This is a genomic window from Pseudomonas sp. S11P7, assembly GCF_023195435.1.
Taxonomy (GTDB): Bacteria; Pseudomonadota; Gammaproteobacteria; order Pseudomonadales; family Pseudomonadaceae; genus Aquipseudomonas; species Aquipseudomonas fluorescens_G.
In genome coordinates this window covers 3720621-3740581 of the sequence record NZ_JALPKS020000002.1, presented here as the reverse complement: position 1 = coordinate 3740581, position 19961 = coordinate 3720621, and the positions used below count along the sequence as shown (strand labels likewise).

Below are 19961 nucleotides of genomic sequence, written 5' to 3'. Positions count from 1 at the left end.
TACCCGCGACCGGAGAATAATAATGACATCGATGTGGCGTACGTGCGGTTGGGTGTTGCTGGGGAGTGCGCTGATCCTGGCGTTGTCATTGGGCGTGCGTCACGGGTTCGGTCTGTTTCTGTCGCCGATGAGCGCGCAGTTCGGCTGGGGGCGCGAGGTGTTCGCTTTCGCCATTGCCCTGCAAAACCTGATCTGGGGCCTGGCGCAGCCGTTCACCGGTGCGCTGGCCGACCGTTTTGGCGCGGCGAAAGTGGTGCTGATCGGCGGCGTGCTGTATGCGCTCGGGCTGGTCTGCATGGGCTTGTCCGATTCGCCGATGACGCTGTCGCTGAGCGCCGGGCTGCTGATTGGTATCGGCCTGTCCGGCACCTCGTTCTCGGTGATTCTCGGCGTAGTCGGGCGAGCAGTGCCAGCGGATAAACGCAGCATGGGCATGGGTATCGCCAGCGCGGCCGGGTCGTTCGGCCAGTTCGCGATGTTGCCGGGCACTCTTGGCCTGATCGGCTGGCTCGGCTGGTCGGCCGCGCTGTTGGTGCTGGGCCTGCTGGTGGCGATGATCGTGCCGTTGGTGAGCATGCTCAAGGACAAGCCATTGCCGGTGCTCGGTCATGAGCAAAGCCTGTCCGAAGCCCTGCGCGAAGCCTGTGCGCATTCCGGATTCTGGCTGTTGGCGTTCGGCTTCTTCGTCTGCGGTTTTCAGGTGGTATTCATCGGCGTGCACCTGCCGGCCTATCTGGTCGACCAGCACCTGCCGGCGACGGTTGGCACCACGGTGTTGGCGCTGATCGGTTTGTTCAATATCTTCGGCACCTACACCGCCGGCTGGCTCGGCGGGCGCATGTCCAAACCGCGCTTGCTGACGGGTCTGTACCTGTTGCGAGCGGTGGTGATTGTGCTGTTTCTGTGGCTACCGGTGACCACCACGTCGGCGTATCTGTTCGGCATGGCCATGGGCTTTTTGTGGCTGTCGACGGTGCCGCTGACCAACGGTACGGTGGCGACCTTGTTCGGTGTACGCAACCTGTCCATGCTCGGTGGCATCGTGTTCCTGTTCCATCAGCTTGGCTCGTTCCTCGGCGGCTGGCTGGGCGGGGTGGTGTACGACCGTACCGGGAGTTATGACTTGATCTGGCAAGTGGCGATTCTGCTAAGTCTGCTGGCGGCGGCGCTGAACTGGCCGGTGCGCGAGCGCCCGGTTGCACGCCTGCAAGCCAGTGCGAGCGCCGCGTGAATCGCCTCTGGCCACGACTGGCCCTCAGCGCACTCGGCGCCGCACTGTTGGCGCTGGTGTGGTGGGGCTGGCAGCAGGGCGGTCTGGCCCTCATGCAGTTGGGCATGAGCATTTGCTAGAACCCGGCATGGCGAGTAACGTCGAGGCCTGACAACTGCTCAAGGATGTTCGACATGTTGATGCGTTGGTGTGCTGTTCCCGCATTGCTGCTGGCGATGACCGGCCTGGCCCAGGCCGCGGATTGCCCGGAGCTGCTTCAGGGCTCGCTGCCCAAGTTGCGGGCCAAGGAATCCATCGATCTGTGCAAGCAATACGCGGACAAGCCGCTGGTGGTGGTCAACACGGCCAGCTTCTGCGGTTTCGCCCCGCAATTCGAAGGCCTTGAGGCGGTCAATCAGCGCTTCAAGCCGCAGGGCCTGGAAATGCTCGGCGTGCCGTCCAATGACTTCAAGCAGGAGTCCAAGGACAGCGCCGAAACCGCCAAGGTCTGTTACGCCAACTACGGCGTCACCTTCAACATGACCGAACCGCAAAAGGTCCGCGGCGACGATGCCACGCACCTGTTTCAAGTGCTGGCCGCGCAGAGCAATGCGCCGAAGTGGAATTTCTATAAATACGTGATCGACCGGCAGGGCAAGGTCGTCGCCAGTTTTTCCAGCCTGACCAAACCGGATGATCCGGAATTTATTGCGGCGATCGAGAAGGCGATTGCTTCCAAGCCGCTGGCCAACTGACTCAAGCTTTACCCTGTGGGAGCGAGCCTGCTCGCGAATGCGGTTTGACATTCAAACGCTGTGTTGGCTGATCCACCGCTTTCGCGAGCAGGCTCGCTCCTACATTTGAATCTGCTGCATGAAAAAGCCCCGCCTCTGACAAGAGAGCGGGGCTTTTTGTGGGCGAGGGATCAGCCTCGCCGCGGTGCATCAGAAACGGTAGGTCGCGCCGACACCGAAACCGTTCGCCGAGTTTTCATACTTGGAGTCGTAGCTCTGGCCACGATTGTTTTCGTTGCGGATATGGACCGACTCTTCCTTCAGGTACGAGTAGGCAACGTCGATCGTCAGGTCGTCGGTCGGGCTCCAGCCGGCACCGATGCTGAAGATGGTCCGGTCGCCGGTCGGGATACGTGGCGAACGGTCTTCGTTGTTGGTCGGCGACTGGTCGAAGGTCAGACCGGTACGCAGTACCCATTCCTTGTTCAGCTGATACGACGTGCCCACGGCGTAAGCCCAGGTGTCGTGCCAGTTCTGGTCTTCGTTGATCGAACCGAACTGGCCGGCCAGCAGTGGCTGCACCCCGGAGTTCTTGACGGTGATCTTGTCCAGCTGGCTCCAGCGGGTCCAGGTGGTACCGGCGTAAACGTTCCAGCGATCGTTGATCGCCTGGGTGACCGACAGGTCCACGGATTCCGGGGTGGTGATCTTCAACGAAGCGTCGTACTTCTGGTTGGCGCCAACGCCGACCAGTGCCAGCGCGCCGTATTTGATCTTGGTGTCGCCTTCGAGCTTGTAATCGACCTTGGAGTGATAGGTCAGGCCCACGCGGGTGGTGTCGGTGGCTTGTACCAGCACGCCGATGTTGTAGCCCAGCGCGGTATCGTCACCCTTGATCTTGACCTTGCCGTCCGGCAGCGCCTGGGTGATCGACAGGTTCGATTCCAGCGAGCCGTCGATGCGGTTGATGGTCGGGCCGAAACCGATCGACACCTTGTCGTTGAAGGCGTAGCTGACGGTTGGCTGGAAGGTGATGACCTGCACTTCGGACTTGCTGCCGAAGTAACGGCCGGCAAAGCCGTTTTCGTAATCGGTGATCAGACCGAACGGCACGTACACGCCCAGACCGAATGCCCAGTGATCGTCGATCGGCTTGACGTAGAAGCCCATCGGCACGGCGGTCAGGGGCACCATGTCGCCCTTGTTGCTGCCACGGTTTGGGCTGGAGCTGGCGTCGCTGATGTCGGTATGTGCGTCGACCAGGGCTACACCGCCAGTGACTTGTTCGCGCTTGATGCGCGCCATGCCGGCAGGGTTGCCATAAACAGTGCTTGCGTCGTCGGCAGAAGAAGATCGCCCGGCAAAACCAGTCCCCATCCCGCTAATGCTTTGTTCGTTGAGGGCAAAACCTGCCGCGAAAATTTGCGTGGAGGCGAGGGTTACGGCGAGGCTAAGGGTGGTTTTGAGCATGACTTTTTTCATTATTAGAACTCCTGGTGATCACCGGGGCGAAAATTACCAACATTTTCGCCGCAGCGCTATAGCCCGTATGCCTTGAGTTAGAGCGGTTTTGTAGGACAATCCGACCAAATGGCGGCCTGTTGCGAGAACTTGCGAAACCGCTCGGTCAACAGGCGACCTGATTCAGCGGTGAAACACAGGTTTGCCAGGCAAAGGTAAAGTCGCGCAGACGGCCCTGGGGCTGAAAAGTCTGACGCCAGATGCGCGCCATGCCCAACAGATCGTCGGGTGCGGGGAGGGTGGGGTTTTGTTCTTCGACCAGCAGCCAGGCAATGGCAGTGGCGTACCGCAGATTGACGGTCAATTCGACATGTGGACCGCTGAGAAACGCATGCTGACTGGCGAGGCCGCGGACCAGGCTGGCGCGCTCCGGATCGAGCGCCAGGTAGTCGTCCCATAGCGCCTGATGACGCTGTTCGGCAATGCGGTAGAGGCCATGACCACGGCGGTTGTGCAGGGCAGACCCGAGGGCTGACTGGCTGGCGGCGATGCCCAGCAGCAGTGCTTCGGCGGTGGCGCAGTGACGGCCCAGATAAATCAGCGTGGGGCGGATCACATATCGACACAGTTCGCTGGCAGCGATACCCATAAATCCCTCGGTTCCGGTAATGAGTGGCGAGGCCTGAAGGAGGCTTGGCAGCGGTGGATCGGTTCAGGCCCGCCATGAGCGAATCATGCCGCTCGAGTTGAAGTGTAGTGTCATATTCGCGACGTAAAGGCCTGTTTTTAAATTCTTTTCGGCTTCGAGTTATAACTGATATATCCGAAGGTGCTTAGGCGCGCGAGGTAAAAGGAAAAACTGCGGGCAATAAAAAGCCCCGCATATTCATGCAGGGCTTGTGCTTTTGCAGCCTTTTTCGGCTCTCAGGCAATCAATGCCTGACGTGTACGCTCGATCACGGCCTGCAGCGGTTCGGCGCTGGAGTATTGATCGGGGTACAGACGCTCGCTGTGGCGGGCGATACCGTGTTCGTTGACCACGGTGAAGCTGAAGCAGCCTTTGCGAGCGGCCATGATCAGGCAGTTCATCGGTGCAAAAGCGTTGGTAAGGGTGCGAATGGCATCCTGAGTCTGGATTTGAGTAGACATGGTTATTGGTGTTCCTACAAATGACACGGATAAGAACCGTGCAACGTTAAAACGTTCCAGTAACGTCGATCACCATTGACCGAACGAAGAACCCGACTGGAACAAAGCAGCCAGTTGCAGCGCTATTAAGTTGGCGCGCTTGGGCTGGCAGGTAGGTACTTAGGAGGACAGGCATCACAACGAGGGCAAAGGTTCTGGGCCCGGGGTGAAGATCCTGATCAATTTGCAGGTTGGTTCGGTCAGAGTAAGTGTTCTTCGCAACACCCTTCGCATCGGTGGAAGGCTGTGTTGGCGCAAGATTTACCTGGAAACCATCGAGGGGTCGTTCCCGCTTTTTTCGGTTGAGCTTCTTTGCGAGAGGCTGACCGTGGGGATGTGTTCGACCGGAATTGACTTTCAGCTTGGTACTAACGCCGCGGATAGTAACGGATCGAAATCGCTAATGCAAACGGCCTGCGAAAAAAGATTGCAGTCCCGCGCAGGGTTTGCTTGGCGTGTAACGTGATTGCCCGTAAACGGGCATTTTCCTACCGTCGGTCGGTGAAATTTTGTTGATCTGTGGTGCTGGCAAGGGGCTAATCGGACAATCAACAGCCAAAACGACCCGAAAAAGCGCAGCGATATAACCGGGCAACAGGTACTTGTGCACATTAGTTGCGCGGCCTGTCACAGCGCTGTCATATCCATCCTGACCCCGGTGGCTGCCTGTATCGAAAGTTTAAGTCAATGAAAAACATCGCTTTTTTTAGTTGGTGAAAAAATCGTCAGTTTGACTGCGAGCCCCGTTCCATAAGGCTTTGCGCGGGTTGCAGGACGGTTGTCCACTGAGTTATCCACAGCTTCTGTGGATTGTCCCGAGCGCTTGCTCTAGCACGGGCGTGCCGGGTTGTTTTTAGACTTTACCTGTAAGAAAAAAAGAGTAGAGTGGCGCGCCTTCCGATTCGTCCCGCAGTGCTTTATGAAGTTTCGCTCAGTATCAGACTCTGTTACCTCAGACCTTCCACCTGTTACCTCGCCCAAGCGATTTTCCGTACGCGTTGCGGAGTGGCTGCTCGACAGCCCGCGCCTGAGCGCCAGCCATAATGCCAAGCACCTCGCGGGCTGCCTGCTCAAGCAACCGGCGCGCGAAGGCGTGGTCGCGGCGCAAAGCCGCCTCGGTCAACTGATGTGTCGCGAATGTGGTAACGCCAGAGATCGACGCATCGGCCAGGAGCTGCTGCGCCAGGCCGCCCGTGCCGGCGACCGTCGCGCGCAACGGGAACTCGGCCTGCTCGAAGACTGAGCTGTCCAAGACCTGACACCTTGGTTAACCTTCAGGCTTTATCGGATCGGCAGGAGTCGCTATGGCTATGGACTTGACCAGCGTATTGCTCGGTCTCGCAGCGGCAGGGCTGCCATTGTTGGCACTCGCTTGGCAACTGCAGCGCCGGGCGAGCAACGGGCAAGCTGCGCAGGCCTTGCTGGAAGAGCGGCTGGCGATGGCGCAACTGGCCCAGGACGGCCTCAACGCGCAGCTTGAGGCCAGTCGCGATGAAGTCGCCGATCTTGGCCAGGCCAATGCGGCCAAACAGGCTGAGCTGGCGGCCCTGCGTCGAGAAGTCGAACTGCTGCAGATCGAGCGCGACGATGCCCGTGACGCCGCCCACGCCTGGAACCTGGAACGCGCCAACAAGGAAGCCGAACTGCGCCGCCTTGATGCGCAGGCTGCGTCACTGAATGCCGAGTTGCGCGAACAACAGGAAAGCCATCAGCAACGCCTCGACGACCTGCAAGGTTCGCGCGATGAATTGCGCGCGCAGTTCGCCGAGCTGGCCGGCAAGATCTTCGATGAGCGCGAACAGCGCTTTGCCGAAACCAGCCAGCAACGGCTCGGCCAGTTGCTCGATCCGCTGAAGGAGCGCATCCAGTCCTTCGAAAAACGCGTCGAGGAGAGTTATCAGGCCGAAGCTCGTGAGCGCTTTTCGCTGGCCAAGGAACTTGAGCGTTTGCAGGCGCTGAACCTGCGCCTGAGCGACGAAGCGACCAATCTCACCCGTGCCCTCAAAGGCCAGAAGACCCAGGGCAACTGGGGCGAACTGATCCTTGAGCGGGTGCTTGAACACGCCGGTCTGGAGAAGGGCCGCGAATACCAGACCCAGGTCAATCTCAAAGGCCCGGACGGCGAGCGCTTCCAGCCGGATGTGATCATTTACCTGCCCGGCGACAAGCAGGTGGTGGTCGACTCCAAGGTCAGCCTTACCGCCTATCAACAGTACGTGGCGGCCGACGACGACACCCTCGGGCAGATCGCGATCAAGCAGCACGTGCTGTCGCTGCGCAACCACGTCAAAGGCCTGGCCGGCAAGGATTACAAGCGTCTGGAAGGGTTGCACAGCCTTGATTTCGTTTTGCTGTTCGTGCCGATCGAAGCGGCGTTCTCGGCAGCGTTGCAGGCTGAACCGACGCTGTTTCAGGAGGCCTTCGATCGCAATATCGTGATTGTCAGCCCGACTACCTTGCTCGCTACGTTGCGGGTGATCGATAGCCTGTGGAAACAGGAGCGCCAGAGTCAGAATGCCCGGGAAATCGCTGAGCGCGCCGGGTGGCTGTATGACAAGTTTGTGTTGTTCATTCAGGATCTGGACGAGGTGGGCAATCGCTTGCAGCAGCTGGACAAGGCTTACAGTTCGGCGCGTAACAAGCTGACCGAGGGGCGCGGTAATCTGGTCAGTCGTAGTGAGCAGTTGAAATTGCTCGGGGCGCGGGCGAGCAAGAGTTTGCCGGCTGATTTGCTGGAGCGGGCGATGACGGATGTTGATGGGCTGGTTGAGTTGCCTGACTGATTTTTGAAGCTTCGGGTACAGGCTCGGTTCTTGGGTGCATATCCGTTGGTGCGGTAACGGCTGCTGGCGGTTTCGCCCTTACGGCGAGTCCCTTTTTCAGACGCCAAAAAGGAACCAAAAGGCTTTGCTCCTGCGTCCGGCCCTCGCAGGCTCGGGTTCCTTCGCTGCGGGATCGATCCGGGCGCAGCGGCTACGGTTTGCTTCGCTGCACCTCCTTCCGCTGTGTCTGGCTGCGCCAGACGGTCGCTGCGCTCCCACGCCCGGATCAATCCCTCCACTCAGCCTTCCGATGTCGCCGGTTAGGCAAGATCAAGATCAAAAGCACTCGAGCTGGCGCTCATTGTTGAGTGGTTAGAAGCGGGTGGTTGGCTTGGGATGTCAGGCAAGATCAAGATCAAGAGCACGCGAGCTAACACTCATTGTTGAGTGGTGAGAAGCGGTTGTTCGGCTTGGGGTTTGTGGTGGTCCGGCCCTCACCCCAGCCCTCTCCCGGAGGGAGAGGGAGCCGATTTTTGGTTGGATTTGAAATTTGCGTTCGACTCGGTATCGCAGGTCGACGTAGCCCTCGCATCCCCCGCGGTCAGTCCCCTCTCCCTCCGGGAGAGGGCTAGGGTGAGGGGCTTTTGATTTTCGCTTTTGATTTTCAGGCGGAGTTCAAGCATGTACCTGACCACCGCTATCGTCAGCAGGCTGGCTCACACAGGGTGACGACATTCCAACTGAAAGAATGCGATCAAATTGTGGGAGCGAGCCTGCTCGCGATAGCGTCTACAAGATCACCCGCTACAACGGCAAATACCGGCTCAACAACGCCCGCAACGCCGCCGGTTTCACCGGTTTGGCCAGATAATCCAGACCCGCCGCATGCACTTGGGCGACCATTTCCGGGCGGCCGTCAGCGCTGATCACGACCCCTGGCACCGGTTCACCGAGGCGCGTGCGTAGCCACGCCATCAGTTCAGTGCCGGTGTCGCCGTGGTCGAGGTGGTAGTCGACCAGTGCCAGTTGCGGGCGGACGCCTTCGCTGAGCAGCGCTGCGCATTCCTCGCGGTTGCGCGCGGTCCAGACCTGGCAGCCCCAGCGGCTCAACAGGCTGTTCATGCCGATCAGGATGCTGTCTTCATTGTCGATGCACAGCACCTGTGCACCGCTAAGCAATTTGCCATTGATTTCGGCGGTGACGCTGGCCGGCGCGGCCTGCGATTTCGCGAGAGGCACGCTGACGCTGAATACGCTGCCGCGCCCAGGCCACGAACGTACGCGCAAGGTATGGCCGAGCACGCGGCATAGACCATCGGCGATCGCCAGACCGAGGCCGAGGCCTTTTTCGGCGCGGGTCTGGTGGCTGTCGAGGCGTTTGAATTCCTCGAATATCACCTGCTGTTTGTCCTCGGGAATGCCCGGCCCGCGATCCCACACTTCCAGGCACAGCTCGCCACCGCGTCGGCGCACGCCAAGCAGCACCGGGCCTTTGGCATAGCGAAAGGCGTTGGTGAGGAAGTTCTGCAGAATCCGCCGCAGCAACTTGATGTCGCTGTCGATGCGCAAATGACTGCCGCGCACGCGGAAGGTCAGGCCCTGTTCCTGCGCCAGTGCCTTGAACTCGGCGCCGAGAATGTCGAACAGTTCGTTGAGCGCAAAGGGCTTGCGATCGGGATTGATCTTGCCGTTTTCCAGGCGGGAAATATCCAGCAGATCGCTGATCAGGTCTTCGGCCGAGCGCAACGAGCTGTCGAGGTGCTGCACCAGTTTTTGCGCGTCGCTGCTCAGGCCTTCGCTTTGATGGGAGAGGGCGGCAGAGAACAGGCGGGCGGCGTTGAGCGGCTGCATCAAGTCATGACTGACCGCCGCCAGAAAGCGGGTTTTCGACTGGCTGGCCGCTTCGGCGGTGCCTTTGGCCGCAGTCAGCGCGAGGTTGAGCTGCGACAGCTCCTGGGTACGTTCGCTGACCCGCTGCTCCAGCCCTTCGTTCGCCTCGGTCAGCGCCTGTTCGGCTTCGCGGAACGCGGTGATGTCGGTGAAACTCATGACGAAGCCGCCGCCGGGCATTGGATTGCCGATCAACTCGATCACTCGGCCGTTGGGGAACAGCCGCTCGGAGGTGTGCGCGCGGCCCTGGCGCATCCAGTGCAGGCGCCGCGCGACGTGGACTTCGGCTTCGCCGGGGCCGCACAAACCGCGCTCGGCGTTGTAGCGAATGATGTCGGCGATCGGCCGGCCGACGCTGATCAGGCCGTCGGGATAATTGAACAGCTCCAGATAACGGCGATTCCACGCCACCAGTTTCAGCGACTGATCGACCACGCTGATGCCTTGGGTGATGTTCTCAATCGCACCTTGCAACAGCGCGCGGTTGAATTGCAGCACTTCGGAGGCTTCGTCGGCGATGCGCACGACGTCCTCCAGCTGCATTTCCCGACCTTCAATGGCGGCCTTTACCACCGCGCGCGTTGAAGAGGCGCCGAGTACACCGGCGAGCAAGCGTTCGGTGTGGGCAATCCATTCACTGTCGGCATTCTGGTTCGGGTTGAAGCCTTTGCCCTGGCGGTAGGCGAAGCGAATAAAGCTCTGCCGCGCACGTTCTTCACCGACGAAGCGCGCGGCCAGTTGCAGCAGGTCGTCGATCTGCACCGCCAGCATCGAGCGGGCGCTTGGCCGTGCGCTGATCTCCTGACCGATGAAACGCCCGGCCTGCCAGTGTTCCGACACCCGCGTGCGCGACAGCACCGAGACCCAGGCAAACAGGGTGAAGTTGCCGGCCAGCGACAGCACCACGCCTTGGGTCAGCGGGCTGATTGGCAGGTTCAGCGGATTGCTGTGCAGCCATGCCAGCCCCGGAAAGCTGTTCAGTGACCAACCGAGACTGTGCGCGGCAATCGGCAGGACCAGCGTGTAGAACCACAGGAATGTGCCGGCGGCGAGGCCGGCAAACACGCCGCGGCGGTTGGCCTGTTTCCAGTACAGCGCGCCGAGCATGGCCGGGGCCAGTTGCGTCACCGCAGCGAAAGCGATCTGGCCGATGGTTGCCAGGCTCGCGGTGGAGCCAAGCAAGCGATAGCTGACGTAGGCCAGCAACAGAATGACCACGATGCTCACGCGGCGCACCGACAGCATCCACTGACGGAACACTTCAAACGGCCGCTCGGCATTGTTGCGCCGCAGCAGCCACGGCAGGAGCATGTCGTTGGAGACCATGGTCGACAGCGCCACGCTGGCGACAATCACCATGCCGGTGGCCGCCGACGCGCCGCCGATAAACGCCAGCATCGCCAGCGCCGGATGCGCCTGGGCTAGCGGCAGGCTGATCACGAAGGAGTCGGGCAACACGTCACTGGGCAGCATCATCTGACCGGCCAAAGCGATCGGCACTACAAACAGCGCGGCCAGCGCGAGATAAGCCGGAAACACCCATTTGGCCAGGCGCAGATCCTGCGGATCGATGTTCTCGACCACGGTGACGTGGAACTGTCGCGGCAGGCAGATGATCGCCATCATCGCCACGCCGGTCTGCACCACCATCGACGGCCAGTTGATCGTTTCTTTCCAGTATTGCTCGAGGCGCGGTGCGAGCATCGCTTGATTGAACAGATCATCGAAGCCGTCATACAGGCCGTAAGTGACGAACGCGCCGACCGCGAGAAACGCGAACAGCTTGACCAGCGATTCGAAGGCAATCGCCAGCACCATGCCGCGGTGGTGCTCGGTGGCATCGAGGTTGCGCGTACCGAAGACAATGGTGAACAGCGCCAGCACCAGCGACACGATCAGCGCGGTGTCCTGAGCCCGGGTGCCCATCGCGTCGGCGCCGGCGCCGATCAACAGGTTCACGCCGAGGACAATGCCTTTGAGTTGCAGGGCGATGTAGGGCAGCACGCCGACCAGACAGATCAGCGCCACCACCACTGCCAGCGATTGCGATTTGCCGTAGCGCGCGGCGATGAAGTCAGCGATGGAGGTGATGTTCTCCTGTTTGCTGATCATCACCATTTTCTGCAGGACCCACGGCGCGCCCACCAGCAACAGGATCGGCCCGAGGTAGATCGGCAGGAATGACCACAGTTGTTCCGCCGCCTGACCGACCGCGCCGAAAAACGTCCAGCTGGTGCAGTAAACCGCCAGCGACAGGCTGTACACCCAGGCGCGCACACGCGGCGGCAACGGCGTGCTGCGACGGTCGCCGTAAAAGGCGATGGCGAACATGATGGCCATATAGGCCAGGGCGACGACGGCGATCAGCCCGGTGGACAGCGACATGCAAGACTCCCGACAAAAGACTCCCCGGCACTCCTGCCCGGGCGGACAGTCTGGCATGCGCGCGGCGGTTAGTCAGTGTCGACCATGGTCGTGGCGTGGCGGGGTGTCGCAGGTGTGCAACCGGTTGGTTTCTCGGGTGAACTGGCGGGCCTCATCGCTGGCAAGCCAGCTCCCAGATGATTCATGGTGCCCACCCTGTTTGTGTTCGCTGGCGATCCTTGTGGGAGCTGGCTTGCCAGCGAAGGCGTCAATCCTGGTGCAATGCGATATCAATCAACCTGTGCAGTTCTTCAATTTCCAGCGCCGCCGCCGAAAACAGAATCCGGAACACCACCGGCGCCACCACCAGATTGATCAGCTGATCGACACTCGGCGCCGGTTCATCGGGATAACGGTCAACGATGGTCTGCAACTGTGCACCAATAATCGTCACGCAATAGCCCGGCGTCGCGCTCGCCTGCACGTCGCGCATCATGTTGCGCCCGATCTCCGAACTCATCTCATCAAGATACTGCTCGGCCCAGGCACGAACATCGCCGCGCAGACTGCCGGTGTCGGCCGGTTCGCTGTCCGGGCGCAGGCGGGCGAGGGCGACGTCGGCAAGCAATGCCGCCAGATCGCCCCAGCGGCGATAGATCGTCGAGGGGGTAACTCCCGCGCGCGCGGCGATTTGCGGCACGGTCACGGTAGAGCGCTCCTGTTCCGCGAGGAGCGCGCGGACAGCCGAATGAACCGACTCTTGCACCCGGGCACTGCGGCCGCCGGGGCGTAAACCTTCTTTAATAACCATGGCGCAGACCTTAACACAAAGAATTTGCTTTAAGCGCGAGGCAGTAGCACACTCCGCAAAAGCAAAAAATTAGCTTTTGCGGAGTGTGCTCATGTCCAGCCTTGCGTCCAATCGATCCAGCCTGTGGTTTCTGGCGATCACCTTACTGAGTTTTCTTGCCGCTTCCACAGCGCCAACCCCGCTGTATCACCTGTATCAGGAGCAGCTGCAATTTTCCGCGACGGTGCTGACGCTGATCTTTGCCGTGTATGCGCTCAGTCTGCTTGTGGCGTTATTGACCGTGGGTTCGCTGTCGGATCACCTCGGCCGCAAACCCGTGATTTTCGCGGCGGTGGTGCTCAATGCTTTGGCGATGCTTTTGTTTATCTACGCCAACAGCGTGGAATGGCTGATCAGCGCACGCGTGCTGCAAGGTTTCGCCACTGGCATGGCCACCGCGGTATTAAGCGCGACATTGCTCGATACCGATCGCCAGCACGGCCCGCTGATCAACAGCGTGGCACCGTTGCTGGGCATGGCGCTGGGCGGGATGGGTTGCGGTTTGCTGGCCGAATTTGCCCCGGCACCGTTGCAACTGACGTACTGGCTGTTGCTGGCGCTGTTTGTCTTGCAGGGCTTGTATGTCTGGCGGTTGCCGGAAAGCGTTGCTCCGCAAGCGGGCGGGTGGGCTTCTTTGCGGCCGACTTTGCATGTGCCGATGCAAGCCCGATCAACTTTGTGGCGGGTATTGCCGCTGAACACGGCCACGTGGGCGCTTGGCGGGTTTTACGCCTCGCTCGCGCCATCGCTGGTGCGCACCGCGACCGGGTCGACATCAAATCTGATCGGTGGCGCAACGGTAGCCGTATTGACCGTGACCGGCGCGATGATGATTTTTATCATGCGTCAGCGTCCGGCATCACAAGCGCTGCGTTCAGGCGCCAGCCTGCTGCCGATCGGTGTGATTTTGATTCTGTTGGGCGTACACAGCGCCAGTCTGCCGTGGTTTTTCTTCGGCACGCTGGTCGCCGGTTGTGGCTTCGGTTCGGGGTTTCTCGGCGCCGTGCGCAGCCTGGTACCGCTGGCCTTGCCCCATGAGCGCGCCGGGTTGATGGCAGCGTATTACGTGCTCAGTTATCTGGCGTTCTGTTTGCCGGCGCTGCTTGCCGGGCACTTTTCGCATAGTTACGGGCTAGTGCGGGCAACGGATGGTTACGGCGCCATGCTGATCGTTATGGCTGTCGCTGCACTGCTGCTCAGCTTGCGTGCAGCGTCTGCCAAAATGTGCAGCGCTCCATAATCCTCGAGGTTTCGGTTAGCCTTGCCTTCGCCATTTTTCTCACGGACCGATCATGAAGATTATCCGCAGCAAAGCCTTCACCGCCGATCGCGCCTGGGGCGCGCTGGACATTGCCAGCATGAACGGCATCACCACGCGTCTGCACTGGACTGATCAACCATACAAGTGGCACGTCAACGATGGCGAAGAAGTGTTTGTCGTGCTCGATGGCCAAGTGACGATGCATTACCGCGAGCAAGGCGAAGAAAAACAGGTGCAACTCGACGTCGGTGACATTTTCTACGCCAGCGTTGGCACCGAGCATGTCGCCCATCCGCAAGGCGTGGCGCGAATTTTGGTAATCGAAAGCGAAGGCAGCGTTTGATCCATATTGGCAAAACAGATAACAGTTAGAGAAATTACCCGTTATATAGATATTCGATTCGGTTCTACGATGGACTCAACCTCACCAGAGGACAGGAGTTCATGATGATTTGCCCACACACCGCCAAACCCGGCCTCAAGCCGTTCAGCCAGCTTCAGCACCCGCGCGAAGTGATTCGTCAGTTCACCCCCAACTGGTTCGCCGCGACCATGGGCACCGGTGTGCTGGCGTTGGCGCTGGCGCAACTACCGTTTGCCGTCCCCGGCCTGCACGTCGTGGCTGAAGCGCTGTGGTTGTTCAACATTCTGTTATTCACCCTGTTTACCGCTGCCTACGCCGCGCGCTGGATCCTGTTTTTCGATGAAGCGCGGCGCATCTTCGGTCATTCCACCGTGTCGATGTTCTTCGGCACGATTCCGATGGGGCTGGCAACGATCATCAATGGCTTTCTCGTTTTCGGCCTGCCGCGTTGGGGCGAGGGCGTAATTGATCTGGCCGAAGTGCTGTGGTGGCTGGACGTGGCAATGTCGCTCGCTTGCGGCGTATTGATTCCCTACATGATGTTTACCCGCCAGGAGCACAGCATCGACCAAATGACGGCGGTCTGGCTGTTGCCGGTGGTCGCTGCGGAAGTGGCCGCGGCCAGTGGTGGCCTGCTTGCGCCGCACCTCACCGATGCTCACGCGCAACTGGTGGTGCTGACCACTAGCTACGTCCTCTGGGCATTTTCCCTACCTGTGGCGTTCAGCATTCTGACGATTCTGCTGCTGCGCATGGCCCTGCATAAACTGCCCCACGAAAACATGGCCGCGTCGAGCTGGCTGGCGCTCGGTCCGATCGGCACCGGTGCGCTGGGCATGCTGCTGCTGGGCGGCGATGCGCCGCTGATTTTTGCTGCCAACGGTTTGCCGGGCATCGGTGAAATCGCGGCGGGGCTCGGGCTGGTCGCCGGTATCACGCTGTGGGGCTTTGGCCTTTGGTGGATGTTGATGGCCCTGCTGATCACCGTGCGCTACCTGCGCGATGGCATCCCGTTCAACCTCGGCTGGTGGGGGTTTACCTTCCCGCTGGGCGTGTATTCGCTGGCCACTTTGAAACTGGCGAGCACCCTGAACCTGACGTTTTTCAGCGTCGTCGGTACGGCGTTGGCGATACTGCTGGGGCTGATGTGGCTGATCGTCGGCAAGCGCACCGTGCAAGGCGCCTGGCGTGGCGAGCTGTTTGTCTCGCCTTGCATCGCAGGTTTGAAGCAATAACCTGAAAAGTTTAGGTAAGGTGTGGCCTGGAACGCGGTTCGAGATTCCAATAAGCAGTATCCAGGCCTCGCTACCTTAAACATCAGGGAAACACGGAAGATGAGTCACCCCTCACAGTTCAACCTGCTGCGCACCCGGCGCTTCCTGCCGTTCTTCATTACGCAGTCGCTCGGTGCGTTCAACGACAACGTGTTCAAGCAGTCGTTGATTCTCGCGATTCTCTATCGGCTGACCATCGAGGGTGACCGCTCGATCTGGGTCAACCTGTGTGCGCTGTTGTTCATCCTGCCGTTCTTTCTGTTCTCGGCACTGGCCGGGCAGTTTGGCGAAAAGTTCGCCAAGGACGCGCTGATCCGTCTGATCAAACTCGCGGAAATCGCGATCATGGCCGTAGGATCTATCGGTTTTCTCTTCGATCATTTGTCGCTGATGCTGGTGGCGCTGTTTGCCATGGGCACCCATTCGGCACTGTTCGGACCGGTGAAGTATTCGATCCTGCCGCAGGCGCTGCGTGACGATGAACTGGTCGGTGGCAACGGTCTGGTGGAAATGGGCACGTTTCTGGCGATTCTCGCCGGGACGATCGGTGCCGGGATCATGATGTCGTCAGAACACTACGCGCCGGTGGTGTCTGCCGCCATCGTCGGCATTGCCGTGCTGGGTTATCTGGCCAGCCGCAGTATTCCGCGCGCGGCGGCCTCCTCCCCGGAGATGCGCCTGAACTGGAACATTTTCAGCCAGTCCTGGGCGACGTTGAAACTCGGCCTGGGCCAGACGCCTGCCGTGTCGCGCTCGATTGTCGGCAACTCATGGTTCTGGTTCGTCGGGGCGATTTACCTGACGCAGATTCCGGCCTACGCCAAGGAGTGGATGCACGGCGATGAGACCGTAGTCACCCTGATCCTCACGGTGTTTTCGGTGGGCATTGCGCTGGGTTCGATGCTTTGCGAGAAACTGTCCGGGCGCAAGGTCGAGATCGGTCTGGTGCCGTTCGGTTCGTTCGGCCTGACGGTGTTCGGCCTGCTGCTGTGGTGGCATTCCGGCGGGATTCCCGACAGCGTCAGCGGCCATAGCTGGACTGAAGTGCTGGGCTTCGTTCACACCTGGGCGGTACTGATCGACATTCTTGGCCTGGGCATATTCGGCGGCTTTTATATCGTGCCGTTGTACGCGCTGATCCAGTCACGCACCGCCGAGAACGAGCGGGCGCGAGTGATCGCGGCGAACAACATTCTCAACGCGCTGTTCATGGTGGTTTCGGCGATTGTTTCCATCGTTTTGTTGAGCGTGGCGAAGCTGTCGATCCCGCAGCTGTTCCTGGTGGTGTCGCTGCTGAACATCGGCGTCAACGCCTACATCTTCAAGATCGTGCCCGAGTTCAGCATGCGTTTCATGATCTGGTTGCTCAGCCATTCCATGTACCGCGTCGAGCATCGCAACCTTGAAGCGATTCCTGATGAAGGCGCGGCGTTACTGGTGTGCAACCACGTATCGTTCGTCGATGCCTTGCTGATCGGTGGGGCGGTGCGCAGGCCGATTCGCTTTGTCATGTACTACAAGATCTACAACCTGCCGGTGCTGAACTTTATCTTCCGCACCGCTGGCGCGATTCCCATTGCCGGACGCCAGGAAGATATCCAGATCTACGAAAAGGCCTTCAGCCGTATTGCGCAGTATCTGAAGGAGGGCGAGCTGGTGTGCATTTTTCCGGAAGGCAAGTTGACTGCCGATGGCGAGATCAACGAATTCCGCGGCGGGCTGACGCGGATTCTCGAAGAGACGCCAGTGCCGGTGATACCGTTGGCGTTGCAGGGGCTGTGGGGCAGTTTCTTCAGTCGCGATCCGAACAAGGGCTTTTTGCGCCGGTTGTGGTCGCGGGTGACGCTGGTGGCGGGTTCGGCGATTACCGAAGGGGCGGAGCCGGCGAGGTTGCAGGTGTTGGTCGGAGAATTGCGCGGATCCGTTAGATAGGCGTTGACTGGACAGCCCTCATCGCTGGCAAGCCAGCTCCCACAGGTTCGATGGTGTACGCCAATCTTGTGGGAGCTGGCTTGCCAGCGATGGGGCCGGTGGCCAAAGCGCTGACCTTGAGACCGATCAACCCGGTCACGATCAACGCCACACTCGCCAGCCGAATCAATGCCATCGATTCGCCAAACAGAATGATCCCGGCGATTACCGTGCCGACGGCACCGACGCCGGTCCAGATCGCATAAGCCGTACCCAGCGGCAAATCCTTCACTGCCAGCCCCAGCAGGCCAAGGCTGACGGCCATGGCTGCAATGGTCAGTACGGTGGGCAGGGGGCGGGTGAAGCCGTCGGTGTATTTCAGGCCGACGGCCCAGCCAACCTCGAACAGGCCGGCGAAAAACAGAATGATCCAGGACATGCAAGACCTCCATCGATTGACGGGGTCGTCCCCAGATTGATGACTCGAGCGAGCCGCAGGGTCGTCCCCGCGTTGCGCCACAGTCTGCCGAGCATTAACCCGGGGATCAAGTTTAGGCCTCAGTCGGCCGCTTGTTGCGCCGCAGTCTGGCGATCCGCCTTTTCACTCATCCGGCGGAAATACGTTGATAGCAGTGCGCCGGAAATATTGTGCCAGACGCTGAACAATGCACTTGGCACTGCCGCCAGTGGCGAAAAGTGTGCACTGGCCAGCGCGGCGCCCAGCCCCGAATTCTGCATGCCGACTTCCAGCGCCAGTGATTTGCGCTGCGCCAGCGGCAATTTGAACAGGCGTCCGGTGAAGTAGCCGAGCAAATAACCAAAGCTGTTGTGCAGCATCACCACCGCCATGATCAGCAGGCCCGACTCGGCGATCTTCGCCTGACTTGCGGCCACCACCGCCGTGACAATGATGACGATGCTGACCACCGACACCAGCGGCAGCACGTCGACCGCATGGCGAACCTTGTCCCCCAGCACGCGCTGGGCCACCACGCCAAGAATGATCGGCAGCAGCACCACTTGCAGGATCGACCAGAACAACTCCATGAACGACACCGGCAGCCACGCCGAAGCCAGCAGCCAGATCAGCGCCGGGGTCAGCAGCGGGGCGAGGAGGGTGGTGACGGCAGCGATCGCCACCGACAGCGCCAGATCACCGCGCGCCAGCCAGGTCATCACATTGGACGACGTGCCGCTAGGGCAGCAGCCGACCAGAATCACGCCGACGGCGATTTCCGGCGGCAGGTGGAACGCCTGGCAGAGCAACCACGCCACACCGGGCATGATCACGAAATGCGCGACCACGCCCAGCGCCACGCGCCACGGATGGCGGGCAACGGCAGCGAAGTCGTCGAGTTTGAGGGTCAGGCCCATGCCGAACATCACCAGCCCCAGCAGCGGCACGATGGCGCTTTTCAGGCCGAGGAACCATGCCGGTTGCAGGAACGCAATCACAGCGAAAATCAGAACCCAGTAAGCGAAGGTATTGCCGACGAAGCGGCTGAGTGCAGCCAGTACGCGCATGGCCTGGTCCTTATTATTCAATGAACACCACAAAACCCCTGTAGGAGTGAGCCTGCTCGCGATTGCGGTGGCACATTCAACATCGCCGTTGACTGACACACCGCTATCGCGAGCAGGCTCACTTCTACAGTTTGCACATCACAAGGGTTAGATCCCCTGCGGAGTCTCTTCCCCGCCCAGGGCTTCCACCAGTGCCGGCAGGAAGTCGCCGAAGGTCAGCATCATCAGGGTGAAGCTCGCATCCAGTTGGCCGAGGGCTTCGTCGCCGCCGTCGTGTTCCGCCTGATCCTGCAGCAAGTCCTCGAACTTCAGGCGCTTGACGGTCATCTTGTCGTCGAGCATGAACGACAGTTTGTCCTGCCAGGCCAGCGACAACTGGGTGACCACTTTGCCGGTGCTCAGGTGCAGCTGGATTTCTTCGCTGGTCAGGTCCTGACGCTTGCAACGCACGATGCCGCCGTCTTCGTGGGTGTCGCGCAGTTCGCACTCGTCGAGTACATAGAAGTCGTCGGCGGCTTTTTGCGTGGTGACCCAATCGGTCATCACGGCGGTCGGCGCCATTTTCACCGTCAATGGACGCACGGGCAGGGTGCCGATTACTTCACGCAGGGTCGACAACAAGTCTTCGGCGCGTTTCGGGCTGGCCGAATTGACCAGGATCAGCCCTTGTTTCGGCGCGACGGCGGCAAAGGTCGACGAGCGACGGATGAACGCGCGCGGCAGGAAGGCCTGGATGATTTCATCCTTGATCTGGTCGCGTTCCTTTTTATAGACCTTGCGCATCTGCTCGGCTTCGATCTCTTCGACCTTTTCCTTGACCGCGTCACGCACGACGCTGCCCGGCAGAATGCGTTCTTCCTTGCGCGCGGCAATCAGCAGGAAGTCACCGCTGACATGCACCAGTGGCGCGTCTTCGCCTTTGCCGAACGGCGCGACGAAACCGTAGGTGGTCAACTCCTGGCTTGCACATGGACGCGCCAGTTTGGTGGCCAGTGCAGTTTCCAGCGCCTCGGCATCGACAGGCAGGTCTTGGGTCAGGCGATAGATAAGCAGGTTCTTGAACCACATGGGGTGAGTCTCTCCTTTATACAAAGGGGGGCATTATTGTCTTCGCCGTGGCATAGGCCAACCCTTCTCTAAGCCTTTGGAAGGCCTCGGAAAATTATTT

Annotated in this window: 16 protein-coding genes and 1 pseudogene; 9 read left to right on the top strand and 8 right to left on the bottom strand. The window is 60.3% G+C overall.

Annotation, left to right across the window (positions count from 1 at the left end):
* The first annotated feature begins 22 nt into the window (after window positions 1-22).
* Genes M0746_RS17155 through M0746_RS17145 form a run of 3 tightly spaced genes read left to right on the top strand, consistent with a single transcriptional unit; the run spans window position 23 to window position 1965 of the window.
* Window positions 23-1231 (top strand): MFS transporter, encoded by a 1209-nt coding sequence (locus M0746_RS17155; RefSeq protein ID WP_394598615.1) that lies wholly within the window; start codon window positions 23-25, stop codon window positions 1229-1231.
* Window positions 1228-1350, top strand: coding sequence for a hypothetical protein (locus M0746_RS17150; protein ID WP_258450024.1), 123 nt, complete (start codon window positions 1228-1230; stop codon window positions 1348-1350). The genes M0746_RS17155 and M0746_RS17150 overlap by 4 nt, the downstream gene beginning before the upstream one ends.
* A gap of 54 nt (window positions 1351-1404) precedes the next feature.
* Window positions 1405-1965 (top strand): glutathione peroxidase, encoded by a 561-nt coding sequence (locus M0746_RS17145; RefSeq protein WP_258450023.1) that lies wholly within the window; start codon window positions 1405-1407, stop codon window positions 1963-1965.
* Window positions 1966-2154: 189 nt separating this feature from the next.
* Here M0746_RS17145 and M0746_RS17140 read toward each other — a convergent pair whose 3' ends face one another.
* The 3 genes from M0746_RS17140 to M0746_RS17130 all read right to left on the bottom strand — a co-directional run bounded on the left by M0746_RS17140 (window position 2155) and on the right by M0746_RS17130 (window position 4554).
* Window positions 2155-3426 carry an OmpP1/FadL family transporter gene (locus tag M0746_RS17140; protein ID WP_258450022.1) on the bottom strand — a complete coding sequence of 424 codons (1272 nt, stop codon included), beginning with the start codon at window positions 3424-3426 and terminating at the stop codon, window positions 2155-2157.
* Between the two features lie 145 nt (window positions 3427-3571).
* On the bottom strand, window positions 3572-4054 hold the full coding sequence (locus M0746_RS17135; RefSeq protein ID WP_258450021.1) for a hypothetical protein: 483 nt from the start codon (window positions 4052-4054) through the stop codon (window positions 3572-3574).
* 275 nt (window positions 4055-4329) lie between these two features.
* Window positions 4330-4554, bottom strand: coding sequence for a hypothetical protein (locus tag M0746_RS17130; protein ID WP_047736507.1), 225 nt, complete (start codon window positions 4552-4554; stop codon window positions 4330-4332).
* A gap of 958 nt (window positions 4555-5512) precedes the next feature.
* On the opposite strand from M0746_RS17130, the gene M0746_RS17125 reads away from it, so the two are divergent.
* The gene (locus M0746_RS17125; RefSeq protein WP_258450020.1) at window positions 5513-5836 is read left to right on the top strand and encodes a sel1 repeat family protein; all 324 of its coding nucleotides are present in this window, start codon (window positions 5513-5515) and stop codon (window positions 5834-5836) included.
* Window positions 5837-6011: 175 nt separating this feature from the next.
* Window positions 6012-7376, top strand: a complete 1365-nt coding sequence (gene rmuC, locus M0746_RS17120; RefSeq protein WP_206415051.1) for a DNA recombination protein RmuC — start codon at window positions 6012-6014, stop codon at window positions 7374-7376.
* A gap of 783 nt (window positions 7377-8159) precedes the next feature.
* On the opposite strand, the gene M0746_RS17115 is transcribed toward rmuC, so the two are convergent.
* Together M0746_RS17115 and M0746_RS17110 are read right to left on the bottom strand one after the other, a co-directional pair.
* Window positions 8160-11630, bottom strand: coding sequence for a hybrid sensor histidine kinase/response regulator (locus M0746_RS17115; protein ID WP_258450019.1), 3471 nt, complete (start codon window positions 11628-11630; stop codon window positions 8160-8162).
* 247 nt (window positions 11631-11877) lie between these two features.
* Window positions 11878-12420, bottom strand: coding sequence for a TetR/AcrR family transcriptional regulator (locus M0746_RS17110; RefSeq protein ID WP_258450018.1), 543 nt, complete (start codon window positions 12418-12420; stop codon window positions 11878-11880).
* A 91-nt stretch (window positions 12421-12511) separates the two neighbouring features.
* Here M0746_RS17110 and M0746_RS17105 point away from each other — a divergent pair, with 91 nt between their 5' ends.
* The 4 genes from M0746_RS17105 to M0746_RS17090 all read left to right on the top strand — a co-directional run bounded on the left by M0746_RS17105 (window position 12512) and on the right by M0746_RS17090 (window position 17290).
* On the top strand, window positions 12512-13699 hold the full coding sequence (locus M0746_RS17105; RefSeq protein WP_258450017.1) for an MFS transporter: 1188 nt from the start codon (window positions 12512-12514) through the stop codon (window positions 13697-13699).
* Between the two features lie 52 nt (window positions 13700-13751).
* Complete coding sequence (locus tag M0746_RS17100; protein ID WP_258450016.1) at window positions 13752-14063, top strand: cupin domain-containing protein; 312 nt, start codon at window positions 13752-13754, stop codon at window positions 14061-14063.
* Window positions 14064-14167: 104 nt separating this feature from the next.
* On the top strand, window positions 14168-15319 hold the full coding sequence (locus tag M0746_RS17095) for a TDT family transporter (protein ID WP_258450015.1): 1152 nt from the start codon (window positions 14168-14170) through the stop codon (window positions 15317-15319).
* A 99-nt stretch (window positions 15320-15418) separates the two neighbouring features.
* Window positions 15419-17290 carry an MFS transporter gene (locus M0746_RS17090; RefSeq protein WP_258450014.1) on the top strand — a complete coding sequence of 624 codons (1872 nt, stop codon included), beginning with the start codon at window positions 15419-15421 and terminating at the stop codon, window positions 17288-17290.
* Window positions 17291-17399: 109 nt separating this feature from the next.
* Here the strand turns inward: M0746_RS17090 and sugE are convergent.
* The 3 genes and pseudogenes from sugE to rdgC all read right to left on the bottom strand — a co-directional run.
* Window positions 17400-17708, bottom strand: a pseudogene (sugE, locus tag M0746_RS17085) (quaternary ammonium compound efflux SMR transporter SugE); the annotation flags it as partial.
* Window positions 17709-17827: 119 nt separating this feature from the next.
* Window positions 17828-18793 carry a bile acid:sodium symporter family protein gene (locus M0746_RS17080; RefSeq protein WP_258450013.1) on the bottom strand — a complete coding sequence of 322 codons (966 nt, stop codon included), beginning with the start codon at window positions 18791-18793 and terminating at the stop codon, window positions 17828-17830.
* A 147-nt stretch (window positions 18794-18940) separates the two neighbouring features.
* On the bottom strand, window positions 18941-19861 hold the full coding sequence (gene rdgC, locus M0746_RS17075; RefSeq protein ID WP_258450012.1) for a recombination-associated protein RdgC: 921 nt from the start codon (window positions 19859-19861) through the stop codon (window positions 18941-18943).
* Window positions 19862-19961: the final 100 nt, after the last annotated feature.